The sequence below is a fragment of the Novosphingobium rosa NBRC 15208 genome, from assembly GCF_001598555.1.
In the GTDB taxonomy this organism is placed as follows: domain Bacteria; phylum Pseudomonadota; class Alphaproteobacteria; order Sphingomonadales; family Sphingomonadaceae; genus Novosphingobium; species Novosphingobium rosa.
This window is the reverse complement of the sequence record NZ_BCZE01000028.1, coordinates 86,460-101,923: the sequence shown is the minus strand read 5'-3', so window position 1 is coordinate 101,923 and position 15,464 is coordinate 86,460. Positions and strand designations below refer to the sequence as shown.

6 protein-coding genes are annotated in these 15,464 nt (G+C 65.3%); 3 read left to right on the top strand and 3 right to left on the bottom strand.

What is annotated here, in order from left to right:
• Nucleotides 1–20 precede the first annotated feature (20 nt).
• Nucleotides 21–2,447: an FtsK/SpoIIIE family DNA translocase gene (locus SR3_RS11900; protein WP_068085809.1), complete on the bottom strand. Its 2,427-nt coding sequence runs from the start codon at nt 2,445–2,447 to the stop codon at nt 21–23.
• A 221-nt stretch (nt 2,448–2,668) separates the two neighbouring features.
• Between SR3_RS11900 and SR3_RS11895 the strand changes: the two genes are divergently transcribed.
• Together SR3_RS11895 and SR3_RS11890 are read left to right on the top strand one after the other, a co-directional pair.
• Nucleotides 2,669–4,084: a Ppx/GppA phosphatase family protein gene (locus tag SR3_RS11895; RefSeq protein ID WP_084455454.1), complete on the top strand. Its 1,416-nt coding sequence runs from the start codon at nt 2,669–2,671 to the stop codon at nt 4,082–4,084.
• Complete coding sequence (locus SR3_RS11890; protein ID WP_068085804.1) at nt 4,081–4,767, top strand: RlmE family RNA methyltransferase; 687 nt, start codon at nt 4,081–4,083, stop codon at nt 4,765–4,767. The genes SR3_RS11895 and SR3_RS11890 overlap by 4 nt, the downstream gene beginning before the upstream one ends.
• A gap of 331 nt (nt 4,768–5,098) precedes the next feature.
• On the opposite strand, the gene rpoC is transcribed toward SR3_RS11890, so the two are convergent.
• Together rpoC and rpoB are read right to left on the bottom strand one after the other, a co-directional pair.
• Complete coding sequence (gene rpoC / locus SR3_RS11885; RefSeq protein WP_068085799.1) at nt 5,099–9,379, bottom strand: DNA-directed RNA polymerase subunit beta'; 4,281 nt, start codon at nt 9,377–9,379, stop codon at nt 5,099–5,101.
• An 87-nt stretch (nt 9,380–9,466) separates the two neighbouring features.
• A complete protein-coding gene (rpoB, locus tag SR3_RS11880) occupies nt 9,467–13,627 on the bottom strand; it encodes a DNA-directed RNA polymerase subunit beta (RefSeq protein WP_068085796.1) in 4,161 nt (1,386 codons plus the stop codon).
• 527 nt (nt 13,628–14,154) lie between these two features.
• Here rpoB and SR3_RS11875 point away from each other — a divergent pair.
• Nucleotides 14,155–15,426 (top strand): hypothetical protein, encoded by a 1,272-nt coding sequence (locus tag SR3_RS11875; protein ID WP_068085793.1) that lies wholly within the window; start codon nt 14,155–14,157, stop codon nt 15,424–15,426.
• The last annotated feature ends 38 nt before the right edge of the window (nt 15,427–15,464 follow it).

Sequence of the window (15,464 nt, the reverse complement as noted above, 5' to 3'; positions counted from 1 at the left end):
CATCTTCTCTTCTACCCCCCTTACAAAGGCTGCCCATCCTTATCGCGGTAGATCTCGCGCCGCCCAACGTGATTGGCAGGCCCGACGAAGCCATCGTTCTCCATCCGCTCGATCCACTTGGCGGCGGTGTTGTAGCCAACGCCCATCTGCCGCTGCAGCCAGCTGGTGGAGGCCTTCTGGCTCTCGAACACGATCTGGCAGGCCTGACGGTACTTGCGCTCTTCGGGGTTGTCGCTGGCGGTGGCGTCGAGGTCGTCGAAGCCGAAGGAGCCTTCCTCGGGTTCTTCCGTCACCGAATCCACGTATTCGGGTGCGCCCTGCAGACGCCAGTGATCCGCGACCTTCTCCACCTCATCATCGGCCACGAAGGGCCCGTGGACGCGCAGCATCGGCCCGGATGAGGGCTTGAAGAGCATATCGCCCTTGCCCAGCAGCTGCTCGGCACCCTGCTCGCCAAGGATGGTGCGCGAGTCGATGCGGCTGGTCACCGCAAACGAAATGCGGGTCGGCAGGTTGGCCTTGATGACGCCGGTGATGACATCGACCGAGGGGCGCTGCGTGGCCATGATGAGGTGGATACCGGCGGCGCGTGATTTCTGCGCCAGACGCTGGATCAGCACTTCGATCTCCTTGCCGACGGTGACCATCAGGTCGGCCAGCTCGTCGACGATCACCACGATCAGCGGCAGCACCTGATAATCGAGCTGCTTGTCCTCGAACAGCTCCTCGCCGGTCTCGGGATCGAAGCCGATGGAGATGCGGCGGCCCAGCGGCTTGCCCTTGGCGGCGGCGCTTTTCACCTTCTCGTTGAAGTTGACGATGTTGCGCACGTTGATCTCGCTCATCTGGCGATAGCGGCGCTCCATTTCCTCCACGGCCCATTTCAGGGCGCGCACGGCCTTGGACGGGTCCGTCACCACCGGGCTGAGCAGGTGGGGGATGGCATCGTAGCTCTTGAGTTCCAGCACCTTGGGATCGACCAGGATCAGGCGGCATTGCGAAGGCGTCAGGCGGTAGAGCAGCGAGAGCAGAATGCAGTTCAGCCCCACCGACTTGCCCGAACCGGTGGTGCCCGCCACCAGCAGGTGAGGCATGGTGGCCAGATCCGCCACGATGGGCTCGCCGGCGATGTCCTTGCCGAGGATGATGGGCAGCTGGCCCTTGTTGGCCACGAAGGTCTCGCTGGCGATCATCTCCTTGAAGCTGACCATCTGGCGGATGGCATTGGGCAGCTCGATGGCCATCACGGTGCGGCCCGGGATCGGCGAGACGCGGGCGGAAATGGCGCTCATGTTGCGGGCCACGTCGTCGGCCAGGCCGATCACGCGGCTGGCCTTGATGCCGGGCGCGGGCTCCAGCTCATAGCTGGTGACGACCGGGCCGGTGCGCACGCCGGTGATCTCGCCCTTCACATTGAAATCGTCCAGCACGGTTTCGAGCAGGCGCGCGTTGCGCTCCAGCGCCAGCTTGTCGATCGGCTGGGCGGCATCGGCGGGCGGATCGGCCAGCAAGTCCAGACCGGGCAGCGCCACCGAATCGAAGAGATCGGTCTGGCGCGAGAGGCTGGAGAACTCCGCCTGCTTCACCGCGCGGGCCGGGTCGCTGATGTCCGGCGCGCGGCGCTGGGCGATCACGGGCGCGGGGCCATCGGGGGTGAAGGGCAGATCGGGCAGCGGAGCCGCCTTCACCGGGCTGCTGGCGACAGTGGCGGCCTTGGCCTTGCGCGCGGCAGGCTCATCCGCGTCGTCCTCAAAGTCTTCCTCAAGCCCGGCGCGCGCGGCGGCGCGGCGGCGCAGCGGGATGGTGATGAGGTCGAGCCAGTCGATGGCGAAGACCTGCGTGGCCAGAGCGGCGCCCACCAGCAGCGCCACCGCGCCGCAGATGAAGGTGAACACGCCGCGCCCGGCAGCCGGGATCAAATCGGCCAGCCCATGCACGGCAGCGGCGCCTAGCAGTCCGGCCACGCCGCCCGGCGAGGCAGGCAGGCTGGTCGCGCTGTCGGCAAAGGCCAGCGACAGGGCCGAGCAAATCAGCCCCGTGGCCACCACCAGCACGGCGATGGGGCGCACCCAGTGATGCGCGGGCACGGCATCCTCATCCTCCACTTCGGCGGCATCGGCCTCGGCAATGCGCCAGAGCTGGCGGGCGAAGACCAGCAGCAGCGGCAGCAGCAGGATGCAGGCCGGACCGAAGAGGAAGAGCGCGCGCTCCGCCACCCATGCCCCGGGCCGCCCCATCCAGTTGAGCACCGGCCCTGCCGCCGCCGTGGAGGCCGAAGGGTCGGTCTGGTGATAGGACAGCAGCGCCAGCACCGTGAAGATCATCACGGCCACCAGCAGCCCGGCGCTCAGCAGTTCGGCGCTGCGCTTCACGCTGCGGCGCAGGATCATGCGCCAGTTGGGGCCGCCGCGAGAACCGCCGCTGGAGGAATAGGGCCTGGTTGCCATGGCCGGATGCTTGCCTTGTTTTACGTTACGGGTCGAGAAGCAGGCGCGTAACGCGGCGCTGTTCCCCCTTTGCTCTCTTATGCGCCCTGCGGGGAGTCCTCGTCAAGGATGGCGGCCTCCAGCCCGACGCAAACGCCGCTTGCCCCAAAGCTCTGTGAGCGGTACGGTTGTTGCAATCTATCCGCATCATATGCGGCCCACAGTTTTTGAGTTTGATGATTATGGCGGACCAACATCCGCCGGCAAAGCGCAACAAGGTTCGCAAGCACGGGGGTAAACGCAAGCGGCACGCGCGCAAGACCAGCGGCGCATCCACCCCTTCCGGCGCGAACCGGGCCACTGCCGGTGGCCGTCCGGACGGCGTGGCCGCGCCTCAAGCGCCCCGCTCCGCCCCCGGCCCGGCCGATAACAAAGCGCCTTCGGGCGCTGCGAACAGGGCGCCGTCCGGCGCAGGCCAGCCCGATCCCGGCACAACGCCGGGTGGGAGTCGCAGACGTGCGGACAGTTTCCGTGAAGGTAGCGGGCGCGACGGCGGCAGGCCCGCGCCTTCGCGGCAAACTCCGCCGCGGGTGGCGCCGATCCGGCCCACTTCCACGCGCCAGTCCTATGCCGCCATTGATCTGGGCACCAACAACTGTCGCCTGCTGATCGCGCGCCCGGCGGGCGACAGCTTCGTGGTGGTCGACGCCTTCAGCCGCGTGGTGCGGCTGGGCGAGGGGCTGGCCCAGACCGGGCGGCTCTCCGATCAGGCGATGGACCGGGCGCTGAATGCCTTGCGGGTCTGCGCCGAGAAGCTGAAGCGCCGCAACGTGCATCTGGCGCGCTCGGTGGCGACGGAAGCCTGCCGCCGCGCCAGCAACGGCCCGGCCTTTATCGAGCGCGTGCGCGCCGAAACCGGCATCCGGCTGGACATCATCTCGGCGCGGGAAGAGGCGCGCCTCGCCGTGCTGGGCTGCCATATCCTGCTCGAACCCGGCCCCGGCCCGGCGCTGGTCTTCGACATCGGCGGCGGCTCGACCGAACTGGTGTTGGTGGAAACCGTGCCCGGCAGCGATGCCCCGCCGATCATCCGCGACTGGGTGAGCGTGCCCTGGGGCGTCGTCTCGCTGACGGAAACCTGCGTGGGTGAAGGCCAGGACGAGCAGGCCCGCATCGACCGCTACGCCGAAATGCGTGGCCGCGTGGACGACAGCTTCGCCGATTTCGCCCGCCGTATCGACCCGTTCCGCGAAGCCGCGCGCGAGAGCGGCCCCGGCGGTCCGTTGCGCCTGCTGGGCACCAGCGGCACCGTCACCACTTTGGCCAGCGTCCACCTCGACCTGCCGCAATATGACCGCAGCGCGGTGGATGGCGTGATCGTGCCCGCCAAGAGCATGCATGGCATCACCACGCGCCTCTCCACCATGGCCCTCGCGCGCCGCCGTGAACTGCCCTGCATCGGGCGCGAGCGCGCCGATCTGGTGGTGGCTGGCTGCGCCATCCTTGAATCGATTCTGGAACTATGGCCCGCTCACCATCTGGGCGTGGCCGACCGGGGCATCCGCGAGGGCATCCTGCGCAGCCTGATCGGCACCGACGACACAATGCCCGCCAACGCTCAGAGCACCATGCCGGGCACTATGGAGAAACGCCGATGAGCCGTTCAGGCCGCGACCCCAATGAGCGCCTGCGCACCGCCAAAAAGCGCACCGCCTCCTCCGCCCGCTGGCTGACCCGCCAGCTGAACGACCCTTATGTGAAAAAGGCCAAGGCCGACGGCTATCGCAGCCGCGCCGCCTACAAGCTGATGGAACTGGACGACAAGTTCGGCCTTGTGAAGGGCTCGCGCCGGGTGGTGGACCTTGGCGTGGCGCCGGGTGGCTGGACTCAGGTGGTGCGCCAGCGTTCCCCGCAGGCGGGCGTTGTGGGCATCGATCTGCTGCCCACCGACCCCATCGAGGGCGCCGTGCTGTTCGAGATGGACTTCATGGCCGACGAAGCCCCCGGCGCGCTGATGGAGGCCCTTGGCGGGGCGCCCGATCTGGTGCTGTCCGACATGGCGGCCAACACCGTGGGCCACAAGCAGACCGACCATCTGCGCACCATGGGCCTGGTGGAAACCGCTGCCGATTTCGCGATCCAGCAGCTCGCCAAGGGCGGGGGCTTCGTGGCCAAGGTGCTGGCGGGTGGAACCGATCCCACGCTTTTGGCGCTGCTGAAGAAGCACTTCACCACGGTGAAGCACGCCAAACCGCCCGCGAGCCGCAAGGATTCCTCGGAGTGGTATGTGATCGCTCAGGGGTTCAAGGGGCGGGTTGAAGAAGAAGTCGGGGAAGAGTGAAAGCAGGGGGCGTTACGCCCCCTGCACCCCCGTTACGTCTCCCGACGATAGGGCAGAGGCGCCCGACCGGTGCGCCCAGTCTCTCCACCTGCGCAGCATGGCGCCGCAGGCCATCAAATCCCCAATTTGACACTGATGTCGCGCGGAAAACCCTGCCTGCGGCGCGGCGAGCTATGCGCAAGGCCGAACCCGAAGCGCTGAGGTAGACAGTAAAGGGAGCGCGAGGGCGATGGCCCTCGCATCTTCTCTCTTCAACTCCCTTAAAACAAAGAAAACCCCGCCAGAACCGAAGCTCTGGCGGGGTTATTCTCAACCCTTGAAGGAATGAGGCTTATTCGGCCTCATCGCCCTTCAGCAGGTAATCGCCAGCGTCGGCGTCGGTCCCGTGCGAGGTGCCTTCGACGGCGCCCAGCGGATCGATCAGACCGGCGGCCTCAGGCCCCTGCGCCAGCTCGGCGGCATGCTCTTCCGCGGCGGTTGCCGGGGCGATCAGGTGCCCCTGCAGCTTGCGGTAGGAGGCACGCAGCGCGGCATCGCGCGAGGAAGCGGTGACGCGCATGCGGTTCATGCCCGCGCCGGTGCCGGCGGGGATGAGACGGCCCACGATCACGTTTTCCTTCAGGCCGATCAGGCTGTCGCGCTTGCCTTCCACGGCGGCCTGCGTGAGCACGCGGGTCGTTTCCTGGAACGAAGCGGCCGAGATGAACGAACGCGTCTGCAGCGAGGCCTTGGTGATGCCCAGCAGCACGGGCTTGCCCTCGGCCGGGATCTGGCCTTCGAGCAGCTTGGCGTTGGTTTCCAGCATCTCTTCCAGATCGACCTGCTCGCCCGGCAGCAGGGTGGTGTCGCCACCGTTGGTGATCTCAACCTTCTGCAGCATCTGGCGAACGATCACCTCGATGTGCTTGTCGTTGATCTTCACGCCCTGCAAGCGATAGACTTCTTGGATTTCCGAGCAGAGGTACTCAGCCAGAGCTTCCACGCCGAGCACTTCCAGAATGTCATGCGGGTTGGGCGAACCGCTGATGAGGTTATCGCCCTTCTTGACCCAGTCGCCTTCCTGAACGTCGATCACCTTGCTCTTGGGGATCAGGTACTCGACGGTATCGCCTTCCTCGGGGACGATGGCGATCTTGCGCTTGGCCTTGTAGTCGCGGACGAATTCGATGCGGCCCGAGATCTTTGCGATGATCGCATTGTCCTTCGGGATGCGCGCCTCGAACAGCTCGGCCACGCGGGGCAGACCGCCGGTGATGTCGCGGGTCTTGGCGGCTTCGCGGCTGGCGCGGGCCACCACGTCGCCGGCTTCGACCTGCTGGCCATCCTCGACCGACAGGGTGGTGCCGGGCGCCAGCATGTAGCGCGCGGCTTCACCGCTGGCGCCATCCAGCAGCGTCAGACGAGGACGCAGATCCTCCTTCTTGCTGCGGCTGGTGGCGCGGTTCTCGGTCACCACGCGGCTGCTCATGCCCGTGGCTTCGTCGGTCTGCTCGGTCATGGTGCGACCGTCGATCAGATCCTGATACTTCACGACGCCCGACTTTTCGGTGATCATCGGGGTGGTGAAGGGATCCCACTCGGCCAGACGGTCGCCCTGCTTGATCTCCGCGCCATTCTCGAAGATCAGATGGGTGCCGTAGGGCACGCGGTGCAGAGCGCGCTCGCGGCCATCGGTGTCGATCACCACGACCTCGCCGTTACGGGCGAGCGACAGGCGGCGGTTGCGCTTGTCCTGAATGGTCGGGATGTCGCGATAGACCACGGTGCCGTCGCACAGCGCTTCCAGGTTCGACTGTTCGTTGACCTGTGCGGCGCCGCCGATGTGGAAGGTACGCATCGTCAGCTGCGTGCCGGGCTCACCGATCGACTGGGCGGCGATGACGCCGACAGCTTCACCAATGTTCACCGGCGTACCGCGCGCAAGGTCACGGCCGTAGCAGGTGCCGCAGACGCCCTGCTGGGCTTCGCAGACCAGCGGCGAACGGATGCGGGCCGACTGCGTGCCGGTCGCCTCGATACGGGCCACGGCGGGCTCGTCGAGCAGCGTGCCCTTGGCGACGACGACCGAGCCGTCCTTGGCGAGGATGTCCTCGGCCAGGGTGCGGCCCAGGATACGCTCGGCCAGCGAGGCGATGGTCGAACCGCCCTGCACGATCGCGCGCATTTCCAGCGCCCGCTCGGTGCCGCAATCGTTCACGATCACCACGCAGTCCTGCGACACATCGACCAGACGACGCGTGAGGTAACCCGAGTTCGCCGTCTTCAACGCGGTGTCCGCCAGGCCCTTACGGGCGCCGTGGGTCGAGTTGAAGTATTCAAGAACGGTCAGGCCTTCCTTGAAGTTCGAGATGATCGGCGTCTCGATGATCTCGCCCGAAGGCTTGGCCATCAGGCCGCGCATACCGGCGAGCTGCTTCATCTGGGTCGGCGAACCACGCGCGCCCGAGTGGCTCATCATGTAGATCGAGTTGATCGGCTTCTGACGACCGTCATCATCCAGCGGAGTGGCCTTAATCTCGTCCATCATGGCCGCGGCCACCTGGTCGCCGCAACGGCTCCAGGCGTCGATGACCTTGTTGTACTTTTCCTGCTGGGTGATCAGACCGTCCTGATACTGCTGCTCGTAATCGGCCACCAGCGACTTGGTCTGGTCGACAAATTCATCCTTGCTGTCGGGGATGATCATGTCGTCCTTGCCAAAGCTGATGCCGGCCTTGAACGCGTGGCGGAAGCCCAGCGACATGATGGCGTCAGCGAAGAGCACCGTGTCCTTCTGGCCGGTGTGACGATAGACCTCGTCGATCACGTCGCCCACATCCTTCTTGGTGAGGAGGCGGTTGACGACGTCGAAGGGCACCTTGTGGCTCTTGGGCAGGCATTCGCCGATGAGCATACGGCCCGGAGTCGTCTCGAAACGCTTGAGATAGGTCTTGCCGTTCTCGTCGGTCTGCGGGACGCGCGCCACCACCTTGGAGTGCAGGGTGACGACGCCCGAATCCAGCGCCTGATGCACCTCGGCCATGTCGGCCAGCAGCTGGCCCTCGCCGGGCTCGCCGATGCGGTCCATCGAGAGGTAATAGATGCCCAACACCATGTCCTGCGAGGGCACGATGATCGGCTTGCCGTTCGCGGGCGAGAGGATGTTGTTGGTCGACATCATCAGCACGCGCGCTTCCAGCTGGGCCTCGAGGCTCAGCGGGACGTGAACGGCCATCTGGTCACCGTCGAAGTCGGCGTTGAAGGCCGAGCAGACCAGCGGGTGCAGCTGGATCGCCTTGCCCTCGATCAACACGGGCTCGAAAGCCTGAATGCCCAGACGGTGCAGCGTGGGCGCACGGTTGAGCATGACGGGGTGCTCGCGGATCACCTCATCCAGGATGTCCCAGACTTCCTTGCGCTCCTTCTCGACCCACTTCTTGGCCTGCTTCAGGGTCATGGAGAGACCCTTGGCGTCCAGACGAGCGTAGATGAAGGGCTTGAACAGCTCCAGAGCCATCTTCTTGGGCAGGCCGCACTGATGCAGCTTGAGCTCGGGACCGGTCACGATGACCGAACGGCCCGAATAGTCGACGCGCTTGCCGAGCAGGTTCTGACGGAAGCGGCCCTGCTTGCCCTTGAGCATGTCGGACAGCGACTTCAGAGGACGCTTGTTGGCGCCGGTGATGACGCGGCCACGGCGGCCGTTGTCGAACAGGGCGTCAACGGCTTCCTGCAACATGCGCTTTTCGTTGCGCACGATGATGTCAGGCGCGCGCAGCTCGATCAGGCGCTTCAGGCGGTTGTTACGGTTGATCACGCGGCGATACAGATCGTTGAGATCCGAGGTCGCGAAGCGGCCACCGTCCAGCGGCACCAGCGGGCGCAGATCTGGCGGAATGACCGGCACCACGTCGAGGATCATCCACTCGGGGCGGTTGCCCGAATCGATGAAGGACTCGACGACCTTCAGGCGCTTGATGATCTTCTTGGGCTTCAGCTCGGACTTGGTGGTGGCCAGTTCCTGAAGGAGGTCTTCCTTCTCCTGGACCATGTCCAGCGCCATCAGCATGTGCTTGACCGCCTCGGCGCCGATGCCGGCGCTGAAGCTGTCCTCGCCATACTCGTCCTGATAGTCGAGCAGCTCGTCTTCGGTCAGCAGCTGGTACTTCTCGAGCGGGGTCAGGCCCGGCTCGATCACCACATAGGATTCGAAGTACAGGATGCGCTCAAGGTTCTTGAGCTGCATGTCGAGCAGCAGGCCGATGCGCGAGGGCAGCGACTTGAGGAACCAGATGTGCGCGACCGGGGCGGCCAGCTCGATATGGCCCATGCGCTCACGGCGCACCTTGGTCACGGTGACTTCGACGCCGCACTTTTCGCAGACGACGCCCTTGTACTTCATGCGCTTGTACTTGCCGCAAAGGCACTCATAGTCCTTCACGGGGCCGAAGATGCGGGCGCAGAACAGGCCGTCACGCTCGGGCTTGAACGTGCGGTAGTTGATGGTTTCCGGCTTCTTGATCTCGCCGAAGGACCAGCTGCGAATGCGCTCGGGCGAAGCGAGACCGATCTGGATCTGATCGAAGGTCTCGGGCTTGGCCATCTGGTTGGTGAATTTGGTCAGGTCGTTCATAGTTTCGTTCCCTTGCCCCATCAGGGGCGCTGGACGTCAAATTCCGGGCGAAGGGAGGGCGGTTCCGTTCAGAACCGCCCGACCCTCTTACTCCGCCGCCTGTGCGAGACCGTCGTCGTCATCCTCATCGGTGAGCGAGGACAGCTCGACGTTCAGACCCAGCGAGCGCATTTCCTTGACGAGCACGTTGAAGCTCTCGGGGATGCCGGCCTCGAAGGTGTCGTCGCCCTTGACGATGGCTTCATAGACCTTGGTGCGCCCCACCACGTCGTCCGACTTGACGGTGAGCATTTCCTGCAGCGTGTAGGCAGCGCCGTAAGCCTGCAGTGCCCACACCTCCATCTCACCGAAGCGCTGGCCACCGAACTGCGCCTTACCACCCAGCGGCTGCTGGGTGACGAGCGAGTAGGGCCCGATCGAACGAGCGTGGATCTTGTCGTCGACAAGGTGATGCAGCTTGAGGACATACTTCATGCCCACCGTCACCTTGCGGTCGAAAGCCTCGCCGGTGCGGCCGTCGAACAGGGTCACCTGACCCGATTCATCCAGCCCCGCCTTGCGCAGCATGGCGGTCACATCGGCTTCCACCGCGCCGTCGAACACCGGCGAACCCATGGGCACGCCCTTGCGGATGTTCGTGGCCAGTTCGATCAGTTCCACATCGCTGCGGTCATCGAGCTGCTCGCCGTAGTTCTCGCCATAGATGTCCTTCATCAGCTCGCGCAGAGCTTCAGGAGGCTGGCCGACCTCGGGGTTCGGATTGGCTTCGCGCCAGGCATCCAGAGCATCGCCGATCTTGCGGCCCAGACCGCGCGCGGCCCAGCCCAGATGGGTTTCGAAGATCTGGCCCACGTTCATGCGCGAAGGCACACCCAGCGGGTTCAGCACGAAATCGACCGGCGTGCCGTCCTCGAGGAAGGGCATGTCTTCCTGAGGCAGGATGCGGCTGATGATGCCCTTGTTGCCGTGACGGCCGGCCATCTTGTCGCCCGGCTGCAGCTTGCGCTTCACGGCCACGAAGACCTTGACCATCTTCAGCACGCCCGGAGCCAGCTCGTCGCCGCGCTCCAGCTTTTCCTTACGGTCCTCGAACTTCTCGACGATCGACTTGATGGTGAAGTCGTACTGCGCCTTGGTCGCTTCCAGCTGCTGCTGGCGCGTATCGTCGGCCACGGCGAACTTCCACCATTCGTGGCGCTCCACCTCACCGAGCAGTTCCTCGGTGATCTCCACGCCCTTCTTCAGGCCCTTGGGCGTTGCGGCAGCGGTCTGGCCGAGCAGCATGTCCTTCAGGCGGTTGTAGGTGGCGCGGTTGAGGATCGCGCGCTCGTCCTCACGGTCCTTGGCGAGGCGTTCGATTTCCTCGTTCTGGATCGCGCGGGTACGGTCGTCGATCTCGATGCCGTGGCGGTTGAAGACGCGCACGTCGACAATCGTGCCGGCCACGCCCGGGGGCAGACGCAGCGAGGTGTCGCGCACGTCGCTGGCCTTTTCACCGAAGATGGCGCGCAGCAGCTTCTCTTCCGGGGTCATCGGCGATTCACCCTTGGGGGTGATCTTGCCGACCAGAATGTCGCCAGGGTGCACTTCGGCGCCGATGTAGACGATGCCCGCCTCGTCCAGATTGCGCAGCGATTCCTCGCCGACATTCGGGATGTCGCGGGTGATGTCCTCTGGCCCCAGCTTGGTGTCGCGGGCCATCACCTCGAACTCCTCGATGTGGATCGAGGTGAAGACGTCTTCCTTCACGATCCGCTCGGAGATCAGGATGGAGTCTTCGTAGTTGTAGCCGTTCCAGGGCATGAAGGCGACGAGCACGTTGCGGCCCAGCGCCAGCTCGCCCAGTTCGGTCGAGGGACCGTCGGCGATGATATCGCCCTGCTCGACGATATCGCCCACCTTCACCAGCGGACGCTGGTTGATGCAGGTCGACTGGTTCGAACGCTCGAACTTCTGCAGCGTGTAGATGTCCACGCCCGACTTGCCCGGCTCGATGTCGCCCGAGACGCGCACCACGATACGCGCGGCATCGACCTGGTCGATCACGCCCGCACGGTTGGCGGCGATGGCGGCGCCCGAGTCACGCGCGACGGTCTCTTCCATGCCGGTGCCGATGAAAGGCGCATCGGCCTTCACCAGCGGCACAGCCTGACGCTGCATGTTCGAGCCCATCAGCGCGCGGTTGGCGTCGTCATTTTCCAGGAAGGGAATGAGCGAGGCGGCGACCGAAACGAGCTGCTTGGGGCTGACGTCCATCAGCGTGACCGTCTCACGCGGCGCCATCACGAATTCGCCGTTCTGACGGGCAGAGACCAGTTCCTCGACGAAAGAGCCATCCTCGTTGGTTTCGGCCGAAGCCTGCGCCACCGTGTGCTTCTGCTCTTCCATGGCCGAGAGATAGACCACGTTCTTGGTGACCTTGCCGTCGATCACGCGGCGATACGGCGTCTCGATGAAGCCATACTTGTTGACGCGCGCGAAGGTGGACAGCGAGTTGATCAGACCGATGTTCGGGCCTTCCGGCGTTTCAATCGGACAGATACGGCCATAATGGGTCGGGTGAACGTCGCGGACTTCGAAGCCGGCGCGCTCACGGGTCAGACCGCCCGGCCCGAGGGCCGAAACGCGACGCTTGTGCGTGACTTCCGACAGCGGGTTGGTCTGGTCCATGAACTGCGAGAGCTGGCTGGAGCCGAAGAACTCACGCACGGCGGCCACGGCGGGCTTGGCGTTGATGAGGTCGTTGGGCATCACGGTCGACACATCGACCGACGACATGCGCTCCTTGACGGCGCGCTCCATGCGCAGCAGGCCGACGCGATACTGGTTCTCCAGCAGCTCGCCCACCGAACGCACGCGACGGTTGCCGAGGTTGTCGATGTCGTCGACCTCGCCCTTGCCGTCCTTCAGGTTCACCAGCTCCTTGACGACAGCCAGAATGTCGTTGGTTTCCAGCGTGGTGACCGTGTCTTCCACGTTCAGACCCAGACGCATGTTCAGCTTGACGCGGCCCACGGCCGAAAGGTCGTAGCGGTCGGCGTCGAAGAACAGGCCGGCGAAGAGGGCTTCGGCGGTTTCGCGCGTCGGCGGTTCGCCGGGGCGCATCACGCGGTAGATGTCGGCCAGGGCGTGATCGCGGTCCTCGGCCTTGTCGGCCTTGAGGGTGTTGCGGATCCAGGGGCCGGTGGCGACATGATCGATGTCGAGCAGCTCGATATAATCGATGCCGGCGGCGTCGAGGGCGGCCAGATTTTCCGGCGAAACCTCGTCGCCCGCCTCGATGTAGATGCGGCCGGTCGATTCATCGATCACGTCATTGGCGCTGTAGCGGCCGAAGATTTCCTCGGTCGGGATCAGCAGGTCGGTCAGGCCGTCCTTCTCCGCCTTGTTGGCGGCGCGCGGGCTGATCTTGGTGCCGGCCGCGAAGATCACTTCTCCGCTCTTGGCGTCAACCAGATCGAAGGTCGGCTTGGTGCCGCGCCAGGCTTCGGCGGTGTAGGGGATCTTCCAGCCGCCGCCAGCGCGGTTCCAGGTGATGCGCTGGTAGAAATAGTGCAGGATCTCTTCGTCGTTCAGACCCAGAGCGTGCAGCAGCGCGGTGACCGGCAGCTTGCGCTTGCGGTCGATACGCACGTTGACGATGTCCTTGGCGTCGAACTCGAAGTCCAGCCAGCTGCCACGGTAAGGGATCACGCGGGCGGCGAAGAGGAACTTGCCGGACGAGTGCGTCTTGCCGCGGTCGTGGTCGAACAGCACGCCGGGCGAACGGTGCATCTGCGAGACGATCACGCGCTCGGTGCCGTTGATCACGAAGGTGCCGTTGTTGGTCATGAGCGGCATGTCGCCCATGTAGACGTCCTGCTCCTTGATATCGAGCACCGACCGGGCTTCGGTCTCGGCGTCGACTTCAAAGACGATCAGGCGCAGCGTCACCTTCATGGGCGCGGCATAGGTGATCGAGCGCTGACGGCATTCGGTGATGTCGTACTTGGGCTCTTCCAGCTCATAGTGGACGAAGTCCAGCTCGCTGGTGCCGGCGAAGTCGCGGATCGGGAAAACGCTGCGCAGCGTCTTTTCCAGGCCGGACACATAGCCGATCGAGGGATCGGAGCGCAGGAACTGTTCATAGCTCTCGCGCTGGACCTCGATCAGGTTCGGCATCTGCACCACTTCGTGGATGTCGCCGAAGATCTTGCGGATGCGCCGCTTGGAGGACGCACGCGAGGGTTGCTGGGGCTTCGTTGCCATTGCTGGTCTTGCCTCTTTCGCTCTGCCGAGGCGGGCCACGCGGGCGGCACGCCTCTTTCAAAAACCGTGTGTTACGCGGAACTTTTTCAGGGTCGCCATCACGCAAAAAAGGCCACGGGTGGCTGGATGCTTTCTTGAATGGAAAGATCCGGCCCGCAGCCTGTTGCGTCAGATGGCACGACCCTTGAGCTTCCTTCCGTGACCGATCCCCGCGCTGGACCGATCTTGCTCGAAGCTGCAAGAACCGGCGGCATGTAGGATGGAGTCGCTGCCCTGTCAAGGAAAAGGCGGGTGCGAATGGTGTGGCGTCAGGGGTACGCTGTGACATGCCTCTGTGACATGTTTGCAGCAAATCCCGAAGCCTGCATGAACGGCTTATGAATTGGTAATTCATCGCTGTTAAAGTTCAAGTATAGATTGGTGGTGTTCTTCATGAATATGATGAAATATTTGGCATCTCGTCGTTGAATCGGCTCGACTGGTCGATTGTGTGGGCCACAAAGTGCCAATCTGTCACTTTCCATATCATGACACATGCACTTGACCGCTCGCTCAGCTCGCTCACCGCCCTTGCGGCGGCCAGCCTGCTCCTTTCCACCTCGCCCGCCATGGCCCAGGGTCAGGCGGCGCAAGCCCAGCCCCCAGACGTGACGGCTGCGGCCCCGGCTGCAACGGCCCCCGCGCCTCAGGCCGCGACCACCCCGCAGCCCGAGGTGCCCGCGCCGCCCCCGGCCCCCGCCGCCCCGCCGGTCCCGGCGCCTCCGCCGACCACCGATACGGCTCCGGCTGCAATGCCGGCCCCTGCCGTCCCGGCACCGGCCCCTCAGGCGCCGACCATGACCTCGAACCCGGTGGTTCAGACGGTGCCTGACAGCACCCCCGCTCAGGCGCAGAGCGCCGCTGACGCTGCCGACAGCGCGGCCGCCGCTCCCGCCAGGCAGGCCGCCCCGCGTGCCCATGCTGCGGCCCGTCCGGCTGAACCGGCTCAACGCGCCCAGACCGAAACCCGCACCACCGCGCAGAGCGTGGCCAAGGCGCCCGCCAAGCCTGCGGACACTGGGACCACGGACTCCGGCCTGACGCGTCGTGATCCCGTGGGTCTTCACACCGCCGATGGTGCGGCTGTGGCGCCTGCCGCGGCCCCCGCGCCCTCGAACGCCACAAACAGCTCGGATATGGAGCGCTATTGGCCGGTCGGCGTGGCTGGCGGCGTCCTGCTGATCGGTCTGGCCGGCTACGCGCTGACGCGCCGCCGCCGCGAGGATGAGGACGATGAGGTCGAGGTCGTGGTGACCCCCACGGAACGCACCTATGTCGATCCGAGCTATGTCGAAGCTGTGGCCGCCCAGCCGGTGGCTGAACCTGCCAGGGCTGTGCCGGTGCCGGTCGATGCCGTCGCCGAGGCCGATGCAAGGACTCTGGCTGCCCGGACTCCGGCTCTGGATCCTGCCGCCGAGGCCTTCGCCAAGCCGATCAGTCGCCGCAAGCGTGCTGACTCGCCTGAAGGCGTGATGCTCCGCGAGGGGCCGCTGCCCACCGGTGAGGAACGCGCCGAACTGCTGCAGCGCATGATGGAAGCCGAGCCCGATGAGGCCAACCCCTTCCACACCCCGCGTGCGCGCATGCGCCGCGCCCGCCTGATCCTGCAGGCCCGCGAGAAGGAGCTGCGCGAGAAGGCCACCGAACGCTTCGACTGGCGCACCTACAAGCCCAGCATGAAGCCGGGGCTGGCGGCCACGCAGCCCACGGCGGACGCTGCGGGCAAGGGTGGGGCCCAGAAGGCCGATCCCGTCAAGTAACCGATAACTCTCCCTGCAAGGGAGCTACCGCGAAGCGC